The organism is Variovorax paradoxus, from assembly GCF_009498455.1.
Classification (GTDB): domain Bacteria; phylum Pseudomonadota; class Gammaproteobacteria; order Burkholderiales; family Burkholderiaceae_C; genus Variovorax; species Variovorax paradoxus_H.
Window position 1 is genome coordinate 6,059,597 of sequence record NZ_CP045644.1, and the last position, 24,470, is coordinate 6,084,066.

Here is a 24,470-nt window from a genome sequence, read left to right on the forward strand (position 1 = left end):
CCAGACTTTGCGCATGGCCCTGTTCCCGCCTCCATGACCACCGGCAAACCCGCGCGCAAGCTCTCGGCCGTGCCGTCCACCTTGCGGATTCCGCTGGCCGCGCGGGCCTCGGGCGATGCGCTCTTTCCGCAGATGGCCGTGCGCGACGCCTACGCCGCCGGCATCCTCGAGCAGATCCGCGACGACGACCACGCCCTGCCCGACGACCGCACGACCATCTTCGGCATCCTTGCGCGCACGCGGCGCTTTCGCAGCCTGGCGCAAGACTTTCTCAAGGCGAACCCGGGTGCGCGCGTCGTGAACATGGGCTGCGGCCTGAGCCACTACTTTCAGTGGCTGGACGATGGCAAGTCGCGCATGACCGACGCCGACCTGCCCGAGGTGCTGGACCTGCGCCGCGAGCTGCTGCCCGACACCCACCCGCGCCACGACGTGCGCGAACTCGACCTGACGGCGCCCGACTGGTGGGACCAGCTCGGCCTGCCGCGCAAGCGCCAGGCGCAGCCGGTCTTCCTGTTCACCGAGGGCGTGCTGATGTACCTCACGCCCGAACAGGTGAACGCCGTGCTCGCCACCTTCGGCGAACGCGCGCCCGCGGGCTCGGTGCTGGCCTTCGATGCGATGTGCTGGCTGGCCGTGGGCCGCGCGCGCCAGCACCCGTCGGTGCGCGCGACGGGCGCGGAGTTCCAGTGGGGTCTGCGTCGCTACGACGATCTCACGCGGCCGCATCCGCGCCTGCAGCTCGATGGCACCTACCGCGTGATGGAAGGCATCGGCTGGCCCTACACGCTGTTCGCGCCGGCGGTGCTGTTCTTTCTCGGCGTGCCGATCTATGCGGTGTACGCGCTGAGCGCGAAGGACTGACGCGTCTTTGCCGGCTCAGGCAAAGGGCACGCTGCGCCAAGGGCTGCGCGCGTCGCTCAGCAGCAGGCGGTTGGTGCGCAGCAGGTGCTCTTCGCGCGCATCGGCGTACTGCCAGATCAGGCCGCCCGCGATGTATGCCGCGCTCACCTGCGACCAGTTGGCATAGGCCGCACGCACCTGCGATTCGAGGCCGCCCGCGAAGCCCGTGAACTCCGCGCGATCGATGTAACCCAGCTGCACCGCCCAGCGCGACAGGTTGGCCAGTCGCACTGCATCCCAGGCTACGAGGCTCGTCAGCTGTTCCGGCGCCACGCCGAAGTGCTTGCGTAAAGCCTTGACCCAGCTCTGGCTGCCCGTCATCAACTGGCCCAGCTCGGCGTTCGAATGCCCGGTCTGCGCGGACAGCGCACGCATGTCCAGGTGCTCGCGCGCCTTGATCTGGAAGAACGCGGGGAACCACGCGTCCATGACCAGGCGCAGCACGCCCGGCGTGGACTGCACCGCCTTGTCGATCGCGCCGATGGCCTTCCACGACGGCAGGTACTTGGCGCGCTGCCCTTCTTCGGTCAGCCAGCGTGCGGTCTGCTCGAAGCTCGCGCGATCGGTCACGTTCCACACCTGCGCGACGCCTTCGCGCAGCGTGTCGTTGTCCCTGCCGGTGAGCACGGCATTCACACAGTCGCCGTTGAAGGCCGACAGCGGTGTGCTGAGCGCGACCAGCCATTGCTCCTGCGCGGAAAGCGCCGGTGCGGCGGCGTCGAACTTGAGCTTTTTGTTGTCGAGCATCGAGTGCGCGAGCGTGTCCTTGAACCCCATGAAAACTCCTCCCGAAGTGTTGACGTGTTGAAGTTGTCGAATGACTGACGCGCGAGCGGTTCAGGCCCGCGATTGCAGGCGCACGACTTCTTGCTGCAGGAACGCGAGGAACGGCGCACGCAGCGCTTCCGTCATGTGCGCGGGCAGGGCCATCGGCGGCGTCGAGCCGGTCAGCAGCTGATCGCCCTTCTCTGCGATCTGCAGCGAGCGCTCCTCCACGCGCTCCAGCGCGATGCGCAGCGGCGACTCCATCAGGTCCTTGCCGTACAGCGCCTGCGCCGTGAGCGCCACGCCGTAGGGGCCGCCGAACAGCGGAAAGTCGGCCAGCGCGAACTGCAAGGTTTCGCCCGTGGGAATCTGGAACTTGTCGCTCACCTTGCCCAGCTTCGGGTTGGCGGGGTCGAGCAAGGTGTCGGCCGCGCCGTACTCGGCCACGAGCTCGGCCAGCGTCCAGACGCGCTGCTGCGCCTGCCGCTGGCTGCCGTTCTCCGCGTGGTACGCGACCACCGCCGCGACCGCTGGCGCCAGCAGTTCGCCGCAGCGCTTGAGCAGCACCGGCTCGGGTTCGTCGGCCACGCCCGACCAGTCTTTCCAGGCCTTGTAGCGCGTGAGCAGCATCGAGACGAACGACGGCGCGTCGTCCGCGCGCGCGGGCAAGGCATGGCCCTGTGCCGGCGGCGGCGCGGCCAACAGCACGGTGAAGTCGTCCTGCACGTACATCGCCTGGTCGGTCAGCAGCAGCCCTTGCGATGTGCGCTTGCCGCTGAGCCGGTTCATTGCGTGGTAGCCGAGGAAGAACAGCGGGATCTCGTCGCCCAGCCAGGGCTTGGGCAGGTACATCTGCTCGACCGCCTGCGCGAACACCTGCGGCGCATCGTCGTGGTCGGGATGGTCGGACTGGTCGGGCAGGAAAGCGAAGGCCGACAGGTCGGCATGCAACGGTGCCTGCACCTGCTGCTGAACGCGTGCGCGCAAGGCATCGCCGTGGCGCGAGCGTTCGGGCGGCAGCGCGCCCAGGTGATCGGTGAACGACGAAAAAACGAATGACATGCTGAATCTCTCCCTGAAACCGTGGTTATGAATGGGTAAGCGGCCTGACATCTGCTTCCGTTGGCACTGCACGGCAGATCGGTCGTGATCGCGGCGTGTCCTGCAAGGACACCGCCGCAATGCCAGCCCAAGGGAAGTGTTCCCCGGCGGCTCACGGACTGGATGATCACGCGCCCCTTGTTCAGAGGCGCAGCCATGCGACTTGGAAGCGTCGCTTGGCATTCTGACGAATTCTGCGAGGGCGCGCGATCACGCTGTCGGGTCGCTAGCATCACTGAATCTGCAAACCGTGGCCACGCCACACACGGGAGTCATACGAATGGGTACATGGTCGACAGCAGGCTTCGGCAACGACGAGGCTCTCGATTGGCTGGCTGAATTGCAGGAAGCGAATGACGCGCTCGCGTTCATCCGGGAGACATTGGCATCCGGCTCGACGGAAGGCACCGTTGCCGCGGCCGAAGTGCTGGCGCTGCTTGCCGGCCAAGGCAGTGCCGACGTGCACCCGGAGGCCGTCGACTGGTGCGCCGGCAAGGCCGCGCCACCTGCCGACTTGCGCCATGCCGCCGCCGACGCGCTGCAGGCCATCCTCGACGACCCCGATGCCGACGGGCACGACACCTGGGCCGAGCTGGGCGAGGACGACGAGGACTACCTCGCGTGGCTGGCGAACCTGAAAAGCCTGCGGGCGCGGCTGCGCAGCTGAGCACCGACGAACGCCCTCGACGTTCCGGCAAGAAATTGCGCCGTGTTACGTAACGGGTGGCGACAGCTGCCCGTTTTGCACGACTGCCCCGACCGCGCCCTTCGAAAAAAATCGTTTTGAATCAACGAGATAAGGCGTTTTCAGCCGGGCACTGACAGCCGAAAACGAAGGCGGCACGCATGTTGCCCTCTGTAGTCATTTATTTGACGAGGAGGCCGCATGACCACCACCGTATCGCCGATCGATTCGATCCCCGCAGCCGCCGAAAGCGGTGCTCCCGTGGTGCTTGCGCAGGCCAGCGTCACGCCCCTGGGCCCCGTCGGATCGGGCGCCGCCATGGCCGCGCCTGCCGCGCCGACCAGCCTGGGCACGCTGTCCAATGCCACGCCCGGCACGGTCGTCATGCGCGACGGATTTCGCATGCCGGTGGACGGCAACCAGAACCTCATTGCAGGCGACCGCGTGATCGTGCCCGACGGCGGGCAGGCCAACGTGCTCTTCCCTGGCTCGGCCACCAACAAGGCGCCGCTGGCCGGCGTGTTCGCGAGCGGCACCGACGCCACCATCACCTCGACCAAGCTGTCCAGCGGCCTGGAGCAGGTGAATGTCGACGTGGCCGCGGGCAACCTCGATGTCACCTCGCCCGACAGCGACGCGGAAGCCGCAGCACTCGCCGTCAGCAAGAAGACCGCGGCCGGCAGCGGCATCGGCCTGGGCGAATTCGCACTCGGCGCACTGGGCGCCATCGGCCTGGGCGCGGCGCTGGGCGGAGGGGGCGGCAGTGACGGCGGTGGGTTCCCCCTGTTCCTCTCGGGCGTCGGCGACGGTGACGCGGACGCCGACTCGGATGCCGATGCAGACGCCGATTCGGACTCGGATGCCGATGCGGACGCCGATGCCGATTCGGACGCGGACGCCGATGCCGATGCCGATGCCGATGCCGATGCGGACGCGGACGCGGACGCGGACGCGGATGCGGATGCAGATGCAGATGCCGATGGCGACCACCTGCTCGATCCGGGCGACGGCCTTGCCGGCCAACTGGTCGAGGCCATCGACAAAGCGATCGGCCTGGGCGGCGGTGCGTCCGGTTCGTCGGGCACGCTGGCCTCGCTGATGCCCGTGGCCGATGGTCTCACCGACCTGGTCGACGACCTGCTCTCGCCGGTCACCGGCGAGGAGTTCACGGCCGACGACCCAAATGAATTCGAGCCCGTGGACAACGTGGTCGAAGACGTTGCCATTCACGTGGGCGGCGTGCTGACCCCCGTGGTCGACGGCGTGCTCGGCGAAGGCCTGACCGACGCCCTCGTCGGCTCGCTGATCGGCCAGGTCGACTACCTGACCGACGCACTGGGCAACGTGCTCGAGAACGTGCTGGGCGGCGAAGGCCTGCTCGGCGGCCTCACTGCGCCTCTGGGCCTGGACGGACTGGTGGACGACCTGCTCGGCACCGACGGCGTCGTCGGGCAGGTGCTCGAAGGACTGCTGGGCGAAGGCAGCCTGCTGGGCAGCGTGCTCGGAGAAGACGGCTTGATCGCGCAACTGCTGGGTGAAGACGGCCTGCTGGGCGGCGTCCTCGGCGATGACGGTTTGCTGGGTGGCGTCCTCGGCGGCGACGGCGGCCTGCTCGGCGGCGTGCTGGGTGACGACGGCTTGCTCGGTGGCGTCCTCGGCGGCGAAGGCGGATTGCTGGGTGGCGTGCTGGGTGACGACGGCTTGCTCGGTGGCGTGCTCGGCGGCGAAGGCGGCTTGCTGGGCGGCGTGCTGGGTGACGACGGCTTGCTCGGTGGCGTGCTCGGCGGCGAAGGCGGCTTGCTGAGCGGCGTCCTGGGTGACGACGGCTTGCTCGGTGGCGTGCTCGGCGGCGAAGGCGGCTTGCTGGGCGGCGTGCTGGGTGACGACGGCTTGCTCGGCGGCTTGCTCGGCGGAGAGGGCGGCCTGCTCGGGGGAGTCCTGGGCGACGACGGCCTGGTCAACGGCCTCCTCGGCGACGAAGGCATCCTGGGCGGTGTGCTCGGCGGCGACGGCGCACTGTCCGGCCTGCTCGGCAGCGAAGGCCTCACCGGCGGACTGCTCGGCTGCGACGGGCTCGTCGACAACCTGCTCGGTCCTGACGGCGCCGTCGGCTCTCTGCTGAACGCAACCCCGCTGGCCGGCCTGCTCGGCGGCGAGGGCGGTCTGCTCAGTGGCGTGCTGGGCGACGACGGACTCCTGGGCGGCGTGCTCGGCGACGACGGCCTGCTCGGTGGTGTCCTGGGCGACGACGGCATCCTCGGTGCCGAAGGCCCCGTCGGCGGCTTGCTGAATGGCGTTCTCGGCGGCGACGGTGATGGCCTGCTGGGCGGGTTGCTCGGTGGCGAGGGTGGACTGCTGGGCGGCGTCCTCGGCGGTGAAGGCGGCCTGCTCGGCGGCGTGCTGGGTGACGACGGCCTCCTGGGCGGTCTCCTTGGCACCGAAGACGGTCTGCTTGGCGGCCTGCTCGGCGATGAAGGCCTCTTGGGCAGCCTGCTCGGCGGCGGCGATGGCGGTTTGCTTGGTGGCGTGCTGGGTGACGACGGCCTTCTGGGCGGCGTCCTCGGCGGGGACGGTGGTCTGCTCGGCGGCGTGCTGGGTGATGACGGCCTGCTGGGTGGCGTCCTCGGCGGTGACGGTGGACTGCTCGGCGGCGTGCTGGGTGAAGACGGCCTCCTGGGCGGCGTCCTCGGCGGTGACGGTGGACTGCTCGGCGGCGTGCTGGGTGATGACGGCCTCCTGGGCGGCGTCCTCGGTGGCGACGGTGGCTTGCTTGGCGGCGTGCTCGGTGAAGACGGCCTGCTGGGCGGCGTCCTCGGCGGGGACGAAGGCGGCCTCCTTGGCGGCGTGCTCGGTGAAGACGGCCTGCTGGGCGGCGTCCTCGGCGGCGACGAAGGCGGTCTCCTTGGCGGCGTGCTCGGCGAAGACGGTCTGCTGGGCGGTGTCCTCGGCGGCGGCGAAGGCGGCTTGCTTGGCGGCATCGTCGGCGAAGACGGCCTCGTGGGCAGCCTGCTCGGCGGGCTGCTGGGCGGCTCGGGTCCGGCCGCGGCCATCCTCGAGCCGGTCTCGTCGGTGCTCGACCATGCCGTCGAACCCGTCGTGGCCGAAGCGACGCAGGCCGCATCCGGCGCCACGGCGCCTGCGAGCGACATCCTGGCTGGCGCAGGCGCAGGGGTCGCCCCGGTGGTCGCAGAGGTGGTGCACACCGTCGAACACGTGGTGTGCGAGGTCGTGGCCCCGATCACCAGCCTGCTCGATCAGGGCACCGGCGGCTCCACGCTGGCGCCCGTGACGAACATCCTGCACGGCCTGCTGGGCTGATCGAAGGCGGGAGGGGCCGGCAACGGCGCCCTCCCCTTTGTTCCTTTTCACGCACGCGAAGGCGCAGCGCACCGGCCCCGGTGCGCTGCGCCTTCGCACGCCCGCCGTGCACAATCGGCGCTCCCGAGCCCTGAACCCTGAGCCCCTCTGCCCGCGCCGCGCATGCGAATCCACGAACTGAAACGACGACTCCGCGAGGCCGGGGCCGGCCCGAGCCACGAGCAGCGCGTCCTGCGGCTGTGGTCGCATGCACTGCCACGCAACAGCGGCCGGCGCCTGCCGGGCACATTCTTTCCGTCGTCGCTGATGGAGGCCCTGCCGGGCATCGAAGCCGATCTCGCGGGCCTGGCGCGCATCCATGCGATTCATCCCGGCGCCGACGGCTCCGAGCGACTGCTCGTTGCGCTCGCTGACGGCCAGACCGTCGAAAGCGTGCTGCTGCCGCGCGACGGGCTGTGCGTCTCGTCGCAGGTCGGTTGCGCGGTCGGCTGCCAGTTCTGCATGACCGGGCGCGACGGCCTGCTGCGGCAGGTCGAAAGCGCCGAGATCATTGCGCAGGTCGCACTCGCCCGCCTGCGCCGGCCGGTGCGCAAGGTGGTGTTCATGGGCATGGGCGAGCCGGCCCACAACCTGGACAACGTGATCGAGGCCATCGAGCTGCTCGGCACGGTCGGCAACATCGGCCACAAGAACCTGGTGTTCTCGACCGTCGGCGACGCGCGCGTGTTCGAGCGCCTGCTGCAGGCGCGCGTGCGGCCCGCGCTGGCGCTCTCGCTGCACACGACCGATGCGGCGCTGCGCCGCAAGCTGCTTCCGCGCGCGCCGAACCTGACGCCCGAAGCCCTCATCGACGCGGGCGAACACTACGCCCGCACCACCGGCTACCCCATCCAGTACCAGTGGACGTTGCTCGAGGGCGTGAACGACGGGCCTGAAGAAATCGAAGGCATCGTGCGGCTGCTCTCCGGCAAGTACGGCGTGCTGAACATGATCCCGTTCAACACCGTGGAGGGCGTGGACTTCGGCCGCCCGTCGCGCGAGCGTTGCGAGCAGATGGCGCGCACGCTGCACGAGCGCGGCATCCTGACCAAGCTGCGCTACTCGGCCGGCCAGGATGTCGACGGCGGCTGCGGCCAGCTGCGGGCGCGCGCCGCCGAGGTGCGGGTGACCGTGCCGATTCGCCGCGCCGACGACCGCGTCAGCTGAGCGACGCCACCCAGTCCCACACCGCGTCGGGCGCCTCGACCATCACGTTGTGGCCGTGCGGGCCAAGGTCGCGTGCTTCGGGGTCGAGCGAGCGGGTCTGCGCGAGAGTGACCAGCGCATCGTGGCGGCCCTGGCCGAGGTGAACCGGGCAACGCGCCAATCCGACCAGTTCGGAGAGCGGCGGCTTGCCCACGGCATTGGCACGCGGGTCCATGGCTAGGCGCCATCCCTCGGCATCGTGCGCAACGCCGCGCGCGACAACGGGCGACGCCGCCTCGACGATCCCCGCCAGGCCGGAAACCTTCAGGTAGCGGTCCCGCGCCTCTTCTTCGGTCGCGAAACGCTTGGCGGGCTGCGTCGCCAGTGCTTCCATGCGGCGGACCTCTTCATCGCTCCATGCGACCTTTATGCCGGCCGCGAACACCGCGTGCGGCGCGACGCCGAACCACCCGCTCGCAAGCGCAAGACCGATCACACCGCCCAATGAATGTCCGAGCACCACGAGCCGGCCTTCGGGCTGCAGATGCGGCAGCACCGCACGCGCCACGGTGGCGGCGTGCTGGCCGATGGCATACGAAGCCTGCCGGTCGGATGCACCGTGCCCGGGCAGGTCGAGCGCCAACCAGCGGCCGCACCATCGCACTCCCGCCGCGCCGCACAGCGGCGACCACACCGCGCCCGTCGCGCCCATGCCGTGCAGCAGCACCAGCAGGTCCGGGCCTTCGCCGCCTTGTTCCGTGTACATGTCCGTTGTCTCCAGGCACTTTCGATGGCGCGAGAATACCCGTCGCCGCCTCGAAACGGGCCTGATCGGCGCGCCCCGCCGCCAGTCAACGCGGGGCCTTGTCCGGCCCCGTTTGCGCGGAATGGCTGACGCGCCGTACCCTGTGGCCCGGGGCATGCTTGACGTTTTTCCGCGCCTCTCACCCGCCCTCTCAACCGCCGCTTCTTTTCCCTTCTCCTCCAAAGGCTTTCGCCGCCCCTCAAGAACACATGCTTGATCGCCGATCCTTCCTCGCCGCCGGCAGTGCCGCCGCCGCACTCGCCGCCCTGGGACTGCCCGAAGAGGCGCTGGCCGCCAACGGCCTGCAACTGAGCCAGCCGGCGCCCTTCTCTTTCGACGCGCTCGTCGCGCAGGCCAAGCGCCTCGCCGCCCGCCCCTACAACGCCGGCGCGCCGCTGGCGCCGCAGGTGCTGGAACGCATCGACTACGACGCGCACGGCAAGATCCGCTTCGACCCTGCCAACGCCCTCTTCCGCGACGGGCCCGGCGCGTTTCCGGTCACCTTCTTTCACCTCGGCCGCTTCTTCCAGACCCCCGTGCGCATGCACGTGCTGGAGACCGCCGGCGGCGACAGCTTTGCGCGCGAGGTGCTCTACAGCCCTTCGTACTTTTCGATGCCCACCGACAGCCCCGCGCGCTCGCTGCCCGAAGGCGCCGGCTTCGCAGGCTTTCGCCTGCAGGAAAGCCGCCTGGGCGACCAGGGCAAGCTCGACTGGCAGAAGAACGACTGGGTCGCCTTTCTCGGCGCTTCGTACTTCCGCGCCATCGGCGAGCTCTACCAGTACGGCCTGTCGGCGCGCGGCATCGCGGTCGACGTCGCGGTGCCCGACAAGCCCGAGGAGTTTCCGAACTTCACGCGCTTCTATTTCGAAACGCCCGCCGCGGGCAACACCACCTCGATGACCGTCTATGCGCTGCTCGAAGGGCCGAGCGTCACGGGTGTGTTCAAGTTCATCATGCAGCGCGGCAAGGCCGTGATCATGGACATCGACGCGCGCGTGTTCCTGCGCCGCGACGTGTCGCGCCTGGGCCTGGTGCCGCTCACGTCGATGTACTGGTACTCGGAAACCATCAAGCCCACCGCCATCGACTGGCGTCCCGAGGTGCACGACTCCGACGGCCTGGCGATCTGGAACGGCGCGGGCGAGCGCATCTGGCGACCGCTCAACAACCCCACGCAAACGCGCGCCTCCGCCTTCGCCGACACGAAGCCGCGCGGCTTCGGCCTGCTGCAGCGCGACCGCAGCTTCGACCACTACCAGGACGGCGTCAACTACGAGAAGCGCCCGAGCCTGTGGATCGAACCGCTGGGCGACTGGGGCGAGGGCTCCGTGCAGCTCATCGAGATCCCGACCGACGACGAAATTCACGACAACACCGTCGCTTTCTGGGTGCCCAAGGCCGACGCCAAGGCCGGCTCGAGCTACAGCCTGCAATACCGGCTGCACTGGACCGACCAGGAGCCCTTTCCGTCACCGCTCGCACGCTGCGTGGCCACCCGCATCGGTCGCGGCGGCCAGCCGGGCCAGCCGCGTCCGCAAGGCGTGCGCAAGTTCATGGTGGAGTTCATCGGGCAACCGCTCACCACGGTGCCCTTCGGCGTGAAACCCCAACTGGTTCTCACCGCGCCGCGCGGCAAGTTCTCCTACGTCTTCGCCGAGGCCGTACCCAACGGCGTGCCGGGCCACTGGCGCGCCCAGTTCGACTTCACGCCCGAAGGCACGGAGCCGATCGACATGCGGCTGTATCTGAAGAACGGGGACCAGACGTTGACGGAGACCTGGCTGTACCAATACCAGCCGGGGTGAGCGGAAGCGGCGGCATCTCGCTTGCAGCAGCCTCAGTTGATTCGCGCGTGGGTCAGTTGCATGTCCTCGAACTGACTGCCCGTGAAGTCGACCTGCTCGCCCTGCAGGCCCGTCGCACTCACCTGTGTGCCTCTGCAGTCGAGCAACTTCAAACGCGACCACTGGCTCGCATCGAAATTCAATGCGGTCCAGTTGCACCCGGTGAAAGTGCAATCGCTGAGCGTGCTGGCCTTCAACTGCGACGCGCTGAAAGTGCAGTCGACGAAGGTGCATCCGCTGATCGCGATGCGCTGCATGTCGCACTGGCTGAAGGAGCAACCGCTGAACTGGCATGCGGTCCAGACGGCGTTATGAAAAGTGGTCGATGTGAAGCTGCTGCCGTTGAAGGCGCTGGACGAGAAGGTGATCAGGTTGAGGTCGAGGCCGGCGTAGGCATTGCCGTCGCTCTGGCCAGAAAGACCCGCCGGCGCACCGCCTGCGCCTTTTCGCCATTTGTCGTGGTCATCGATGATTTGTTTAGCGCTCATGGTGCACCTCGACAAATGCGATTGCACATGAGAGCACCGGGCGGCCCGGGAACAGCAGCGAGGCGGTGCTGTTGATTTGAAGCGTGCGCGTTGGCGCAGCAATGAATGCGGACATGTATTCCTCCCAGAAACCGCTCCTGTGGATCAGGAGTTGGGCGGCGGATTGTGGGAGGCCCATGCGCGCAAAAACGCGAGGAAAGAATCGGGCAACTATTGCGAAGCGGGCAGCGTGATGGACTGCACGCACCGCTCATTGCCCAGGCCGGCTCCAACCGGTCGCGATCGTTATTTCTTCGTGACGGACACCAGCTCGACCTCGAAATTCAGCGTCGCATTCGGCGGAATCACACCGCCCGCGCCGCGCGCGCCATAGGCAATCGACGGCGGGCACGTCAGCTTGGCCTTGCCGCCCGGCTTCATCTTCTGCACGCCTTCGGTCCAGCACGGGATCACGCCGTTGAGCGGGAACTCGGTGGGTTCACCGCGCTTGTACGAGCTGTCGAACTCCTTGCCGCTGTCGGGGAAGGTGCCGCGGTAGTGCACCTTGACCACGTCGGTGGCGGCGGGCGATGCGCCGGTGCCTTCCTTGAGCGACTGGTAGATCAGGCCGCTGGGCGTGGTCACGGCGGCGGATTGCGCAAAGGCGGCGGGGATGGCAAAGACGGACACGAGCGCAGCACAGACAAATGACTTCACGAAACACCTCGGTGGTTGAAAGAAGAAAGAAGAGCTGCCGATTATGGACAGCCCCCGTGAAGCCGCCTGTACGCCGATGTATCCGATGGAACGGCCCTTGCTTTGGGACAGACGCACTGTCACCATCCACAAAGAGAGGAAGCCCCCATGCGCTCCAACGACGCTTCGCCGGTCCCCGTCGCCGGCACCGGCCATCTCAAGAAAGTCCTCGGCCCCATCCAGTTGTGGGGCATCGCCGTCGGCCTCGTCATCTCGGGTGAGTACTTTGGTTGGAGCTACGGCTGGAACACGGCCGGCACGCTCGGCTTCCTGGTCGCCACGGTGCTGGTGGCGACGATGTACACGACCTTCATCTTCAGCTTCACCGAACTCTCGACCGCCATCCCGCACGCCGGCGGTCCCTTCGCCTATGCGCGGCGTGCCTTCGGGCCGCGCGGCGGTTTCGTGGCGGGCTTCGCGACGCTGATCGAATTCGTCTTCGCGCCGCCGGCCATCGCGCTGGCCATCGGCGCCTACCTCAACGTGCAGTTCCCGGGCATCAACCCGAAGTGGTTCGCAGTGGGCGCGTATGTGATCTTCATCGGGCTCAACTGGATCGGCATCGGCATCGCGGCAGCGTTCGAGCTGTTCGTTACCGTGCTCGCGATCTTCGAGCTGCTGGTGTTCATGGGCGTGGTCGCACCGGGCTGGTCGATGGCGAACTTCGTGGCCAACGGATGGGCCGGCGGCAACGTGCTGAACGGCGCGGCCGTGTCGGGCATCTTCGCGTCGATCCCGTTCGCGATCTGGTTCTTCCTGGCGATCGAAGGCGCGGCCATGGCGGCCGAAGAGGCGCGCGACCCGCACCGCACGATTCCGCTGGCCTACACCACCGGCATCGTCACGCTGGTGCTGCTGGCCTTCGGCGTGATGATCTTCGCGGGCGGCGTGGGCGACTGGCGCCAGCTCGCGAACATCAACGACCCGCTGCCGCAGGCCATGAAAGCGGTGGTGGGCGGCGACAGCGGCTGGCTGCACATGCTGGTGTGGATCGGGCTGTTCGGGCTCATTGCATCGTTCCACGGCATCCTCATGGGCTACTCGCGCCAAATCTTCGCGCTCGCGCGCGCCGGCTACCTGCCGCGCTATTTCGCCGGCCTGAGCCCGCGCTTCGACACGCCGCACCGCGCGCTGCTGGCGGGCGGCGTGGTGGGCATCGTCGCCATCTTCAGCGACACGTGGGTGCAGTTCGGCGGCCAGACGCTCACCGCCAACATCGTGACCATGGCCGTGCTCGGCGCGATCGTGATGTACCTGACTTCGATGGCCGCGCTGTTCAAGCTGCGCCGCACCGAACCGAACCTTCTGCGCACCTACCGCGCGCCCTTCTACCCCGTGTTCCCGGCCATTGCGCTCGGCCTCGGCCTGGTGTGCCTGGGCGCGATGGTCTGGTTCAACACCATGCTGACGGTGCTCTTCCTCCTGCTGATGGCGGCCGCCTACGGCTACTTCCTGCTCACCTCGGCGCAGCGCGATGCCGCCGCGCCGGACGAGATGCTGTCTTCCAAACCCTGACCCCTTTCAAAGAGACGATGCGCTACCGCACCACCATTGCCGGCCAGGTGTTCGCCTTCGACGATCTGTGCCAGGTGCTCGCCTGTGCCAGCCCGGCGCGCTCGGGCGACTACCTCGCGGGCCTCGGCGCCGCCACCGCCCAGCAGCGCATGGCCGCACGCCACGTGCTGGCCGACACGCCGCTCAAGCGGTTCCTCACCGAGGCGCTGATTCCCTACGAGCAGGACAACATCACGCGGCTCATCATCGACACGCACGACGCGCTGGCCTTCGCACCGGTTGCGCATCTCACGGTCGGCGACTTCCGCAACTGGCTGCTGTCCGAGCAGGCCACCACCGAAGCACTCGCCGCGCTGGCGCCGGGCCTCACGCCCGAGATGGTCGCGGCCGTGTCGAAGCTCATGCGCAACCAGGACCTCGTCGCGGTCGCGAAGAAGTGCCACGTGGTCACGCGCTTTCGCGACACCATCGGCCTGCCCGGCCACCTGGCCGTGCGCCTGCAACCCAACCACCCCACCGACGACTTGCGCGGCGTGGCCGCTTCCACACTCGACGGCCTGCTCTACGGCGCGGGCGACGCGGTGATCGGCATCAACCCCGTGTCCGACAGCCTGCCGGTGCTCGGGCGCCTGCTGCACATGCTCGACGAGGTGATCCAGCGCTTCGAGATTCCCACGCAGAGCTGCGTGCTCACGCACGTGACCAACACGCTGAAGCTCGCCGAGGCCGGCGCGCCGGTCGACCTGGTGTTCCAGTCGATCGCCGGCACCGAAAAGGCGAACCTGTCGTTCGGCGTGACGCCCGCGTTGCTCGACGAGGCCCACGCCGCCGCGCAATCGCTCGCGCGCGGCACCGTCGGCAACAACCTCATGTACTTCGAGACCGGCCAGGGCAGCGCGCTCTCGGCCAACGCCAACTTCGGCGTCGACCAGCAGACCTGCGAGGTGCGCGCCTATGCACTCGCACGGCGCTACCAGCCGCTGCTCATCAACACCGTGGTCGGTTTCATCGGCCCCGAATATTTGTACGACGGCAAGCAGATCATCCGCGCCGGCCTCGAAGATCATTTCTGCGGCAAGCTGATGGGCCTGCCGATCGGCTGCGACATCTGCTACACCAACCACGCCGAAGCCGACCAGGACGACATGGACACGCTGCTCGTGCTGCTGGGCACCGCGGGCATCAACTTCATCATGGGCATCCCGGGCGCCGACGACGTGATGCTCAACTACCAGAGCACCTCGTTCCACGACGCGCTCTTCCTGCGCGAAACACTGGGCCTGAAGCGCGCCCCCGAGTTCGAAGCCTGGCTGCAGCGCATGCAGATCACCGACACCGCCGGACGGCTCGCACCGCCCACGGCCAACCGGCTGCTGAGCGACATGGGCGGGCTGTCCGCGCTGGCACCATGAGCGATTCGCCGGTCACTCCCAACCCCTGGGCCCAATGGCGCGCCGCCACGCCCGCACGGCTCGCTCTCGGCCGCGCCGGTGCCGGCATGCCCACCGACGAAACGCTGCGCTTCGGCTGGGCCCACGCGATGGCGCGCGACGCGATCCATGCGGCACTGGATGTCGACGCACTCGACGCCGCACTGCGCGCCGATCAATGGGACGTGAGCCGCGTGCGCAGCCAAGCCGCCGACCGCACCACCTACCTGCGCCGCCCCGACCTCGGCCGCCAACTCGACGCCGAAGACGCCGCGCACCTGCGCAACGAGCGCCCTGCAGGCGGCTGCGACGTCTGCCTCGTGATCGGCGACGGCCTCTCCTCGCTCGCCGTCGCGCGCCATGCCGTGCCGTTGCTCGCGGCGCTGCGCCCGCAGTTGCCGCCCGGCACACGCCTGTCGCCCGTGTTCATCGCCACGCAGGCGCGCGTGGCGCTGGCCGACGAACTGGGCGAAGCGGTCGGTGCCGGGCTGTCGGTCATGCTGATCGGTGAACGCCCGGGCCTCAGCTCCCCCGACAGCCTCGGCATCTACCTGACCCACGCGCCGCGACGCGGCCGGCATGACGCGGAGCGCAACTGCATTTCGAACGTGCGGCCCGAGGGGCTGTCGTACGCGCATGCAGCTTTCAAGCTCGCGTGGCTGGTGCGCGAATCGCTGCGCCGGGGGTTGAGTGGTGTGGGGCTCAAGGATGAGAGCGATCTGGCGGTGCTGGAGCCGCCCGAAGCAAAGCCGCCAGGCCTGACCGGATGAGACGGGCTTCCCCAATGAGAAAATACGCAATAAAATGACTTTTAACCCGCTTAACAGTCACTTTATTGATGCCAAAGAGCAGCCGAAGCCTCTCAGCCCTGCCGTCGCAGACCGCCAAGCCTCTTGAGAGTCTTGGCCTGCGCCTGCGAGCACACCGGGTGCACCGCGCGTGGACGGTCGCTGAAATGGCCGAGCGGCTGATGTGCTCCCCCAACACGCTGCGGGCCCTCGAATCCGGCAAGCCCGGCACCAGCATCGGTCTGCTCGCCCATGCGCTGTGGCTGCTGGGCCAGATCGATTCACTCGACGGCGTGGCACCGGCTCCCGCGGAACTGGCGGCAAAGCGCCGTGTGCGCCGATCGGCCGCACAAGGCGCTGCGGGCGTGATCGCGGAGGGTGAACGTGACTTCTGATCAGCCCGACGCCGAGCGCCGCATCTACGTCGGCCTCGCACACCGCACGGACGAACCGGTGCAGCCCGCCGGCCTGATGAAGGTGGTTCGTCGCGGGGTCGTGGAGTCCGGCGAATTCGCCTACGGCCGGCGCTACCTCGAAGACCCGGCGGCCGCGCCGCTGAACCCCGAGACCCTGCCGCTGCGCGACGCCGCGTTCGTGCTGGCCGAGCAACGCATCCGCGACGGCGGCGCCATGCCACTCACGCTGCGCGATGCGCTGCCCGACAGCTGGGGCCGCAAGGTGCTCGAAATCCGCCAGGGCCGCCCGCTGTCCGACATCGACGCGCTGCTGCTGACCAACGAGGACCGCGTCGGCGCGATGGTGTTCGCCGAAGCGCTGCCCATCCGCAGCGACGAGCCGCCCGTCACGCTCTGGTCGCTGCAGGAACTTGCGGAGGCTTCGCGCCGGATCGAGGACGGCCTGGACATCGGCCCCGACATGCACCTGCTGCTGCGCGGCGGAAGCCTGGGCGGTGCGCGCCCCAAGGCCGCCTTCGTGCACGAAGGCCGGCGCTGCATCGCCAAGTTCGCGTCGCGCGGCGACGACCATGACGTGGAGGTGATCGAAGCGGCCACGCTCTGGCTGGCCGATGCCTGCGGCATCACGGTGCCTCCGTTCCTGCTCCAACCTCTCGCCGCCGGGCACGCCTTGCTGGTCGAGCGCTTCGACCGGTCCGGGCCGGTGACCGACGAGCGGCGCTTTCACTACCTCTCGGCCTCGGCACTGCTCGACGTTCCCTACGAATCCAGCCGGGGCAGCTACGTCGAGCTGGCGCAACTGCTGCGCCGCATCTCCCGGCAGCCGCAGGAAGACCTGGCCGAGCTATTCCGGCGCCTGGTGTTCAACCTGGCGGTGGGCAACAGCGACGATCACGTCAAGAACCATGGCGCGCTGCGAGGCGAGGATGGCCTCTGGCAGCTGGCCCCGGCCTTCGATCTCGTCATGCAGCTGGGCGGCCATACCGGCTACCAGGAGCTCGCCATCCTTCCGGGACAGCACGCGTCGAGCCTCGAATTGGCGCGCGCTGCAGCGCCGCATTTCGGCCTGTCCGCTGCGCAGGCGGACGAAGTCATCCACACCATCGAAGAAACCGTCGGCGTGCAAGCCGCGGCCAGCGTCGAGGCGGCTGGAGGCAACCGCGACCTCGTGCGCCGGGTGGCAATGTTCATCGCGCAGCAGCACGAACGCATCCGCACCTAGGCGCAGGGGCGGACGCTTGCCTATGATCTTGTCATTCCACCCAGGAGACAAAGACATGACCGCCCCCCGCTACCCCCTCGCCGAACTGAAAGACCTGCCCGACGACATCCGCACCGCGATCCTCGCCGTGCAGGAAAAGGCCGGCTTCGTGCCCAACGTGTTCCTCGGCCTTGCGCGCCGCCCCGCCGAATGGCGCGCCTTCTTCGCGTACCACGACGCGCTGATGCTGAAGGAAGAAGGCTCGCTCACGAAGGGTGACCGCGAGATGATCGTCACGGTCACCAGCGCGGCCAACCAGTGCCTGTACTGCGTGGTGGCGCATGGCGCGCTGCTGCGCATCTACGAGAAGAAACCGCTGGTGGCCGACCAAGTGGCGGTGAACTACCGCAAGGCCGACATCACGCAGCGCCAGCGCGCGATGCTCGACTTTGCGATGAAGGTCTGCGAACACTCGCACGAGATCGACGACCGCGACTTCGGACCGCTGCACGCGCACGGCTTCGACGACGAGGACATCTGGGACATCGCGGCCATCACGGCCTTCTTCGGCCTGAGCAACCGGCTGGCCAGCTTCAGCGGCATGCAGCCGAACCCGGAGTTCTTCCTGATGGGCCGGCTACCGCGCGAGAAGAAATAAGACGACGACGATTGCCGCAGCGGACTCAGGCCTTGCCGCGGCACGAGGCCAGCGCGTCGAGCGCGGGCCTGTAGGTGGGCGTGGTCACGTCCATGAGGCCCAGCACCGTGTGATAGAGGTTGTCGTGCGTGAGCGGTGCGTCCAGGCCCGCTTCCATGCACGCGCGCGAGAGCTTGCGGCGTTCGCTCATGCCGTCGCCGAACCACGTGACCAGGGGCACGTGCTTCTGCGCATCGGGCGCGAAGCTGTACGGCACGCCGTGCAGGAACAGCCCGTACTCGCCCAGTGACTCGCCGTGGTCGCTCATGTAGAGCAGCGCCGGGTCGTACTGCTTCGACTGGGCCTGGAGCCAGTCGATGGTCAGGCCGAGGAAGTGGTCGGTCTGGGCGATCGAGTTGTCGTAGACGTTCATCAGCTCGGCATGCGCGCACTCGGCGAGCGCGTTGGTCTTGCACTCCGGTGCGAAGCGTTTCAGCTCGGGCGCCGAGCGCTTGTAGTAGGCCGGGCCGTGGCTGCCCATCTGGTGCATCACGAGCACGATGCCCTTGGCGCGGCGCTCCGCGGGCAGTGCGGCGATGCGTTCGTCGAGGCCCTTGAGCATCACGTCGTCGAGGCACTCTTCGCCGTCGCACAGCGACTTCTTCGTGGCGGCGTCGAGGCCGTCGAAAGCCGACGCATTCGGAACGCGCTCACACACGCCCTTGCAGCCGGCCTGGTTGTCGAGCCAGAACACCGCCAGGCCCGAGGCCTGCAGCACGTCCATGAGGTTCTCGTACTCGTCCTTGCGCGACTCGTAGCCGCTCTTGCCCAGGGGCGAGAACATGCAGGGCACCGAGGCCAGCGTGTTGGTGCCGCACGAGCGCACCTCGCGGTAGCTCAGCACGTTGCGCTTCGCAAGCTCGGGCGTGGTGTCATGGGCGTAGCCGTTCAGGCCGAAGTGATCGGCGCGCGCGGTCTCGCCCACCACCACGACGAACAGCGGCGGTCGCTTCTGCGCCGCGTAGCTCGGCCCCAGCGCGGTGCCGGCGGTGATCGGGATCAGCTTGCTGCTGCGCTTGAACATCGGCTTGAGCACCACGGCGCCGGCCGAGTAGAGGCTGGCGATCGGGTTCATCATGTAGCGCAGGTGCACGTTGTTGCGCATCAGCGGCGCAAGCTGCCGGTTCATGGCCACGCCTGTGCCCACGGCCACGACGGCGGCCAGCACCAGCAGCAACGCGTTGCGCCAGGCATGCGACAGCAGCCCCATCGGCACGATGCGCACGCGCCACAAGGCCCAGGCCGCGGGCAGCACCACCACGAGCACGTTGAAGGCCATGCGCCCGCTCAGCAGGTCGCGCGCTTCGTGGGGGTCGGTCTGGAACGCGTTGGCGATCATGCTCGGGTCCATCACCACGCGGTACTGGAGCATGTAGTGCTGCGCCACCGCGGCGATCACGACCACGAGCAGCCACAGCGGCTTCATCCAGCGCGACCAGGCCGTGAGCGACAGCATCGCGACGGTGCCGCAGAAGGTGAGCATGCCCAGCGCGACGACGGTCGGCAGGTAGGTGCTGGGCGCGCCGCCCAGGCGGGCCAGGTCGTTCAACAGCGGCCAGTTGGCCGTGAGGCCGAGGTACAGGCTCAGCCAGACGATCGCCTGCCGGGTCGAGCGGGGCTGCGAGATCCGGCGGTCGATGCGTTGCCACAGGGTGGCGTCGGCGCCGGCATCCGACAGCGGCGCGGGACCGGATTCAGAGCGGTGGATGGCACGCGCAAACAGCGCGGTGTCGAGACGCGAAACAGACATGCCGCCAATGTAGGCAGCGTGCCTGAAGAGAGCCTGAACACTTCATTCAGAGCGCGTTCAGGCTCGGCCGATGCGCGCGCGGCGCAACAGCCGCAGGCGCGGGCTGCGCGACACCGCACGGCCGGCGGGGCGGCTGATGCCACGCTCCACCACGATCGCGACCAGCGCCGCCAGGATCGCGGCGGCCGTCACGTCGGTCGGGAAATGCAGGCCCAGGTACAGCCGGCTCCAGGCCACCGCCACCGCCGCCACGAGCGCCAGCCGCATGGGCGTGCGCCACGGCAGGCACCACAGCGAGAAGGCCGCGGCAAAGGTGCCGGCCGCGTGCAGGCTGGGAAATCCCGGCCGCACGCCCTGCGGCACCCACTGGATGCCAAGCCCGTAGAACGCCGGTCGCGGAAACGGCAGCACCGAACGGAACACGTTCACCACCAGCCACACCACGACCACGCTGACGAGTGCGGTGAAGAAGGCGTGGCGCCAGCGGCGATCGAAAGCTGCGGCGGCCGCGATCGACAGCGCCAGCAGCGTCGGCAACACATCGGACGCGAAGACCGCGAAGCGGATGCTCCACGCCGGCGCGGAGGCCGAGGCGTTGATCCAGCTGAACAGGGCGAAATCAAGGGCTTGCATGCAGGGGCGAAGTGCGTTCGGTGGGAAGAGGTTTCCGGCGGCGCGTCACCGCCAACTCGATGGCAAAGCCGACCGTCCAGCAGACCCAGGCGGTCCACAGCGTGTGGCTCATGTAGTGCGCGCCGCGCAGCTGTTGCGCCACGCCGAGCACGAGGCCGGCGACCAGCGCCGTGCCGAGCCACGCGAGGGCCGCGCGCGGCGCCACATGCCGCAGCACGAAGTAGCCTCCGATGAAGGCGAAGGCCGCCGAGGCATGGCCGGCCGGGAAGCAGCCGCCCGGTCCGCCGTCGCGCAGGCCCCAGGCCCAGTGCGATACGTGGCGCGCCACGCCGCCGAATTCCTTCAGGTCCCAGGGGCAGCTGGTGTCGCTCGCGTGCTTGAGCAGGCTCACGGCCAGCACCGAGGCCAGCACGCTGAGCGCGAGCTGCACGCGCGCGGCGGTGGGCAGCCGCCGCAGCACGCCCACGGGCCATCGGATGGCGGCGAACAGGCCGACGAGCAGCAGCCAGCTCAGGTTCTTGGCGCCCTCGTGCATCACGTGGACCAGGAAGGGGTTGTCGCGCCACGGAAAGCCCATCGGCGTGCCGGCCAGGCGGGCCAGCGGCAGGTCGCCGCCGAGCGCATCCCAGGTCATCAACAAGGCCAGAGCAAGCAAGGTCAGGACTCCGGGACGGAGGTTCGGGAAACGACGGAACATGAAGAAGCAGGCCTCGGAACAGACTGGGCGCGAGCCTACGCACGCAGGATGAACCCCGTCTGAAGCAACCTGAACGATTCCTGACGCAACGGCCAGGGAGGCGACGCTAGACTTCGAGTTTTTGTAAGGCCACCGCGTGCGAATCTTGCTGGTCGAAGATGACAGTTCGTTGGCAGACGCGGTCTGCAGCTACCTGGTCGCCAAGGCGTTCGTCGTCGATGTGGCCCCCAGCCTGGCCGAAGCGCGTGGTGCGCTGCTGTCGGTGCAGTACGCGGCGGTGCTGCTCGACCTGCACCTGGGCGACGGCGACGGCCTCTCGCTGCTGCCGCAGGTGCGTGCGCTGCGCGAGCCACCGATCGTCATCGTGCTCACGGCGCGCGACCAGGTCACCGACCGCATCCGCGGCCTCGATGCCGGCGCCGACGACTACCTCATCAAGCCCTACGACCCGGCCGAGCTGCTCGCGCGGCTGCGGGCCGTGGAGCGCCGGCGCAGCGCCAACACCTCGCCGGTGCTGCAGCTGGGCACGCTGGAGATCGACCTGGCCCACGACCGCGTGCGCAAGGACGGCATACCCGTCGTGCTCACGCAGAAGGAATGGGCGCTGCTGCGCGTGATGGCCACGCGGCCCGAACGCATCCACACGCGCGACAACCTGGCCGACGCACTCTACGGCTTCGGCGACGAGGCCGACAGCAACACGCTCGAGGTGTTCATCAGCCGGCTGCGGCGCAAGCTCGGGCGCAGCCACATCCAGACGCTGCGCGGCCTGGGCTACCGGCTGTCGTTCTCGGCGGACGACGAGGAATGAGCGGCGCCCTCCTTCGCGACCGCCGCGATTCGCTCGCCGGGCGCCTCACGCGCACGCTGATCCTGTGGGTCGGCGGTGTGTGGCTGCTGTGCGTGTTCGCCGTGGTCTGGTACGTGGACCGCGAGATCAACCACAACTTCGACAACGAGCTGGTCGAGGTGTCGCACCGCATGTTCGACATGGCGGTGCAGGAACTCGACAAGCTGAAGCAGCATCGCGAGAACGGCACGCGGGACGCACCGCTGATCGCGCCCAAGCAGCTGTTCTCCGAAGACGCCGTGCTGTACCAGGTGGTCGACGTGCACGAGCACGTGCTGCTGCGCTCGGCCGAGGCGCCCAACGACGCCTTCGACGTGCCGCTGGCCGCCGGCTTCGCCAACAACCAGACCTGGCGCATCTACACCGTGCGGCACCCCACGCTCGGCCTGTACTTCCAGGTGGCCGATCCGCTCGACGAGCGCCGCCGCGCGCTGAACCGCACCTTGTTCGGCCTGATCATCCCGCTCGGCGCGGTGCTGCCGCTGCTGGCACTGGTGTTGCGGCGCGTGGCGCGCACCGAACTGCGCGTGCTGCAGCAACTGGCCGCCGAGATCGAGAAGCGCAGCGGCACCGACCTGCGCCCGATCACCCTGCCCGGCTTGCCGCAGGAGCTGCGCGCGGTGGGCGACCATGTCAACCGGCTGCTCGAGCGGCTGTCGCAGTCGCTCGACGTGGAACGCGCGCTGGCCGCCAACGCCGCGCACGAGCTGCGCACGCCGCTGGCCGCCGCGCGCCTGCGGCTGCAGACCGCGCTCGACCACGACCTGAAGCGCACCGACGTCGAAGGCGCGCTGCAGGCGCTGCAGATGCTCAGCCACCGCACCGAGAAGCTGCTGCAGCTGTCGCGCGCCGAATCGGGCGCGTCCCTCACGCGGGCGCGGGTCGACCTCGTGCAGCTGGCGGGCACGGTCGCGCAGGAGTTCTGGCAAGACCCGCAGACCAACGAGCGCCTGAAGCTCAAGGTGCCCGACAGCGCGGCGCCCGTGGCCTTCGGCGACGTCGACGCGCTGGCGATCGCGCTGCGCAACCTCGTCGAGAACGCGTTGCGCTACAGCGGCGACGGCCGCGTGACGATCGAAGTGGCGGCGCCCTGCGTGCTCGTGGTGCGCGATGCGGGCCCGGGTGTCAGCGCCGAACAGCTGGAGTCGCTGCACCAGCGCCATGTGCGCCACGGCTCGGACCGCGCCGGCTACGGCCTGGGCATGTCGATCGTGGGCACCATCGTCGAGAAGCACAACGCGACGCTGGAGCTGGCCTCGCCGCCGGCCGGCATGGCGCGTGGCTTCGAGGCGCGCATCGTGCTGCAGCCGGCCTGAACCTGTTTCGTCAGGCTCAGTCGCTGACGATCTCGCGCAGCCAGTCGGGCAGCGGCAGCGCCTTCTGCTTCGGGAAGTCGACCCAGATGGTGGTGGCGCCGCCGGCCGCGCAGAGCACGTCGGGCGCGTCTTCGCGGACCATGGTGGCCCAGCTTTCGAAGGTCGTGCGTCCCGGGTCGCTCACGTACATCTTGAGCCGCACGTTGCCCGGGTACTCGATCTGCCGGTAGAAGTTGCAGAAGGCGTTGACGATCACCATGCCTTCGCCGCCCGGCGTGGGCTCCACGCCGAGCGAGCGGATCCAGTCGATGCGCGCGGTCTCGAGGTAGCGAAAGTAGGTGCCGTTGTTCAGGTGGCCCATGGCGTCCATGTCGCCCCAGCGGATGGGGATCGACATTTCGAACACGAGCTTCTTCTTTTCGGGGATTTCGATTCTCATCGGTGGGCCTTGATGGATGCGAGGATGCCCAGGACGAACAGCGCCGCCGCCAGCCATTCGGTGGCCTGCGGCCAGCGGCCGTCCCAGAGGAAGGAATAGAGCAAGGCGAACAGCGTCTCGCTCACGATCAGTTGGCCGCACAGGCTGGCCGAGAGGCGCTGGCTGGCGACGTTCCAGAGGATGGTTGCGAGCCACGACGAGCCGAAGCCGCTCGCCAATGCAACCCAGATGAAGAGCATGCCGTCGGGCCGCGACTGCAGCGTGGCGACATCGCTGCCCGCCACCGCCCACAGCAGCAAGGCGCCGAGGCCGGTCGCAATGCCGAGCCAGTTGGCCCAGTCGGCCGCGTGCACCTCGCGGTGCCGTTGCAGCCAGGCGGCATTGAGCAGGCCGTAGACCGTCCAGCTCACCATCGCGGCCAGCGCCAGCGCGATGCCCCAGCCGAAGCGCGCACCGCCGCCGCCACCGCCGCCGCCATGCTGCGCCGACCATGCGCCCCACATCATCAGTGCGATGCCCGCGCCCGTGAGCAGCAGGCCGGGCAGCAAGGCCCGCATGTGCAGGCCCGCGGGCCGGCCGAGCAGCATCATCCAGACGGGAATCGTGCCGATGATGAGGCTGGGCACCTCGGTGCCCGCCGCTGCGATGCCGAAGGCCAGCAGCAGGTAGTACCCGCTGAAGCCCAGCACGCTGAGGCCAAGCGCCGCCAGCGCCTGCCGGCCCGTGGGCCAGCGCACCGCCGCAGGCCGCGCGAACACCGCCAGCGCGGACACCGCACCAAACACCACATAGCGCGCCGCCGTGATGTCGACCATGCCGAAGTGACCGACCATGCGCGGCGCCACGAACACCAGGCCCCAGAGCGCGCCCGCAGCCAGCCCGGCTGCGATGCCGATCCACGCCCGC

23 protein-coding genes are annotated in these 24,470 nt (G+C 68.8%); 13 read left to right on the forward strand and 10 right to left on the reverse strand.

Going from position 1 to position 24,470, the window contains the following annotated elements; genetic code table 11:
• The first annotated feature begins 33 nt into the window (after positions 1–33).
• The gene (locus GFK26_RS27960) at positions 34–864 is read left to right on the forward strand and encodes a class I SAM-dependent methyltransferase (protein ID WP_194273971.1); all 831 of its coding nucleotides are present in this window, start codon (positions 34–36) and stop codon (positions 862–864) included.
• Between the two features lie 15 nt (positions 865–879).
• On the opposite strand, the gene GFK26_RS27965 is transcribed toward GFK26_RS27960, so the two are convergent.
• Together GFK26_RS27965 and GFK26_RS27970 are read right to left on the reverse strand one after the other, a co-directional pair.
• Positions 880–1,680: a DUF1266 domain-containing protein gene (locus GFK26_RS27965; protein ID WP_153284829.1), complete on the reverse strand. Its 801-nt coding sequence runs from the start codon at positions 1,678–1,680 to the stop codon at positions 880–882.
• Positions 1,681–1,740: 60 nt separating this feature from the next.
• Positions 1,741–2,730 carry a hypothetical protein gene (locus tag GFK26_RS27970; RefSeq protein WP_153284830.1) on the reverse strand — a complete coding sequence of 330 codons (990 nt, stop codon included), beginning with the start codon at positions 2,728–2,730 and terminating at the stop codon, positions 1,741–1,743.
• A gap of 319 nt (positions 2,731–3,049) precedes the next feature.
• Between GFK26_RS27970 and GFK26_RS27975 the strand changes: the two genes are divergently transcribed.
• The 3 genes from GFK26_RS27975 to GFK26_RS27985 all read left to right on the forward strand — a co-directional run bounded on the left by GFK26_RS27975 (position 3,050) and on the right by GFK26_RS27985 (position 7,978).
• The gene (locus tag GFK26_RS27975) at positions 3,050–3,436 is read left to right on the forward strand and encodes a DUF4259 domain-containing protein (protein WP_153284831.1); all 387 of its coding nucleotides are present in this window, start codon (positions 3,050–3,052) and stop codon (positions 3,434–3,436) included.
• A gap of 219 nt (positions 3,437–3,655) precedes the next feature.
• Positions 3,656–6,772, forward strand: a complete 3,117-nt coding sequence (locus tag GFK26_RS27980; protein WP_153284832.1) for a hypothetical protein — start codon at positions 3,656–3,658, stop codon at positions 6,770–6,772.
• Positions 6,773–6,934: 162 nt separating this feature from the next.
• The gene (locus GFK26_RS27985) at positions 6,935–7,978 is read left to right on the forward strand and encodes an RNA methyltransferase (RefSeq protein WP_153284833.1); all 1,044 of its coding nucleotides are present in this window, start codon (positions 6,935–6,937) and stop codon (positions 7,976–7,978) included.
• Here the strand turns inward: GFK26_RS27985 and GFK26_RS27990 are convergent.
• Positions 7,971–8,723, reverse strand: coding sequence for an alpha/beta fold hydrolase (locus tag GFK26_RS27990; RefSeq protein ID WP_153284834.1), 753 nt, complete (start codon positions 8,721–8,723; stop codon positions 7,971–7,973). The two genes, GFK26_RS27985 and GFK26_RS27990, sit on opposite strands and share 8 nt — an antisense overlap.
• 248 nt (positions 8,724–8,971) lie before the next feature.
• Between GFK26_RS27990 and GFK26_RS27995 the strand changes: the two genes are divergently transcribed.
• Entirely contained in the window at positions 8,972–10,570 is a 1,599-nt protein-coding gene (locus tag GFK26_RS27995; RefSeq protein ID WP_153284835.1) for a glucan biosynthesis protein, read from the forward strand.
• A gap of 32 nt (positions 10,571–10,602) precedes the next feature.
• On the opposite strand, the gene GFK26_RS28000 is transcribed toward GFK26_RS27995, so the two are convergent.
• Together GFK26_RS28000 and GFK26_RS28005 are read right to left on the reverse strand one after the other, a co-directional pair.
• Entirely contained in the window at positions 10,603–11,097 is a 495-nt protein-coding gene (locus tag GFK26_RS28000) for a pentapeptide repeat-containing protein (RefSeq protein ID WP_153284836.1), read from the reverse strand.
• A 285-nt stretch (positions 11,098–11,382) separates the two neighbouring features.
• Complete coding sequence (locus GFK26_RS28005; RefSeq protein WP_153284837.1) at positions 11,383–11,793, reverse strand: FKBP-type peptidyl-prolyl cis-trans isomerase; 411 nt, start codon at positions 11,791–11,793, stop codon at positions 11,383–11,385.
• A 147-nt stretch (positions 11,794–11,940) separates the two neighbouring features.
• Between GFK26_RS28005 and eat the strand changes: the two genes are divergently transcribed.
• From eat to GFK26_RS28035, 6 genes are all read left to right on the forward strand, one after another.
• Positions 11,941–13,347, forward strand: a complete 1,407-nt coding sequence (gene eat, locus GFK26_RS28010; protein WP_153284838.1) for an ethanolamine permease — start codon at positions 11,941–11,943, stop codon at positions 13,345–13,347.
• 17 nt (positions 13,348–13,364) lie between these two features.
• Complete coding sequence (locus GFK26_RS28015) at positions 13,365–14,759, forward strand: ethanolamine ammonia-lyase subunit EutB (RefSeq protein WP_153284839.1); 1,395 nt, start codon at positions 13,365–13,367, stop codon at positions 14,757–14,759.
• A complete protein-coding gene (gene eutC / locus GFK26_RS28020) occupies positions 14,756–15,547 on the forward strand; it encodes an ethanolamine ammonia-lyase subunit EutC (RefSeq protein ID WP_153284840.1) in 792 nt (263 codons plus the stop codon). The genes GFK26_RS28015 and eutC overlap by 4 nt, the downstream gene beginning before the upstream one ends.
• A gap of 185 nt (positions 15,548–15,732) precedes the next feature.
• Positions 15,733–15,960 carry a hypothetical protein gene (locus GFK26_RS28025; protein ID WP_416222520.1) on the forward strand — a complete coding sequence of 76 codons (228 nt, stop codon included), beginning with the start codon at positions 15,733–15,735 and terminating at the stop codon, positions 15,958–15,960.
• Positions 15,950–17,203: a type II toxin-antitoxin system HipA family toxin gene (locus tag GFK26_RS28030; protein ID WP_153284842.1), complete on the forward strand. Its 1,254-nt coding sequence runs from the start codon at positions 15,950–15,952 to the stop codon at positions 17,201–17,203. Before GFK26_RS28025 ends, GFK26_RS28030 begins: the two co-directional genes overlap by 11 nt.
• Before the next feature lie 55 nt (positions 17,204–17,258).
• Positions 17,259–17,840: a peroxidase-related enzyme gene (locus GFK26_RS28035; RefSeq protein WP_153284843.1), complete on the forward strand. Its 582-nt coding sequence runs from the start codon at positions 17,259–17,261 to the stop codon at positions 17,838–17,840.
• Between the two features lie 25 nt (positions 17,841–17,865).
• Here the strand turns inward: GFK26_RS28035 and GFK26_RS28040 are convergent, their stop codons facing one another.
• From GFK26_RS28040 to GFK26_RS28050, 3 genes are read right to left on the reverse strand one after another with little or no spacing between them, the layout of a single operon-like run.
• Positions 17,866–19,629: a phosphoethanolamine transferase gene (locus GFK26_RS28040; RefSeq protein ID WP_153284844.1), complete on the reverse strand. Its 1,764-nt coding sequence runs from the start codon at positions 19,627–19,629 to the stop codon at positions 17,866–17,868.
• A gap of 57 nt (positions 19,630–19,686) precedes the next feature.
• The gene (locus GFK26_RS28045) at positions 19,687–20,262 is read right to left on the reverse strand and encodes a phosphatase PAP2 family protein (RefSeq protein WP_153284845.1); all 576 of its coding nucleotides are present in this window, start codon (positions 20,260–20,262) and stop codon (positions 19,687–19,689) included.
• Entirely contained in the window at positions 20,249–20,917 is a 669-nt protein-coding gene (locus GFK26_RS28050; protein ID WP_228121801.1) for a phosphatase PAP2 family protein, read from the reverse strand. The genes GFK26_RS28045 and GFK26_RS28050 overlap by 14 nt, the downstream gene beginning before the upstream one ends.
• 178 nt (positions 20,918–21,095) lie before the next feature.
• On the opposite strand from GFK26_RS28050, the gene GFK26_RS28055 reads away from it, so the two are divergent.
• On the forward strand, positions 21,096–21,770 hold the full coding sequence (locus GFK26_RS28055) for a response regulator transcription factor (protein WP_056573854.1): 675 nt from the start codon (positions 21,096–21,098) through the stop codon (positions 21,768–21,770).
• Positions 21,767–23,125, forward strand: a complete 1,359-nt coding sequence (locus GFK26_RS28060) for a sensor histidine kinase (RefSeq protein WP_153284847.1) — start codon at positions 21,767–21,769, stop codon at positions 23,123–23,125. The genes GFK26_RS28055 and GFK26_RS28060 overlap by 4 nt, the downstream gene beginning before the upstream one ends.
• A gap of 16 nt (positions 23,126–23,141) precedes the next feature.
• Here GFK26_RS28060 and GFK26_RS28065 read toward each other — a convergent pair whose 3' ends face one another.
• A complete protein-coding gene (locus GFK26_RS28065; RefSeq protein ID WP_153284848.1) occupies positions 23,142–23,564 on the reverse strand; it encodes an acyl-CoA thioesterase in 423 nt (140 codons plus the stop codon).
• Positions 23,561–24,415 carry a DMT family transporter gene (locus tag GFK26_RS28070; RefSeq protein ID WP_416222521.1) on the reverse strand — a complete coding sequence of 285 codons (855 nt, stop codon included), beginning with the start codon at positions 24,413–24,415 and terminating at the stop codon, positions 23,561–23,563. The genes GFK26_RS28065 and GFK26_RS28070 overlap by 4 nt, the downstream gene beginning before the upstream one ends.
• Positions 24,416–24,470: the final 55 nt, after the last annotated feature.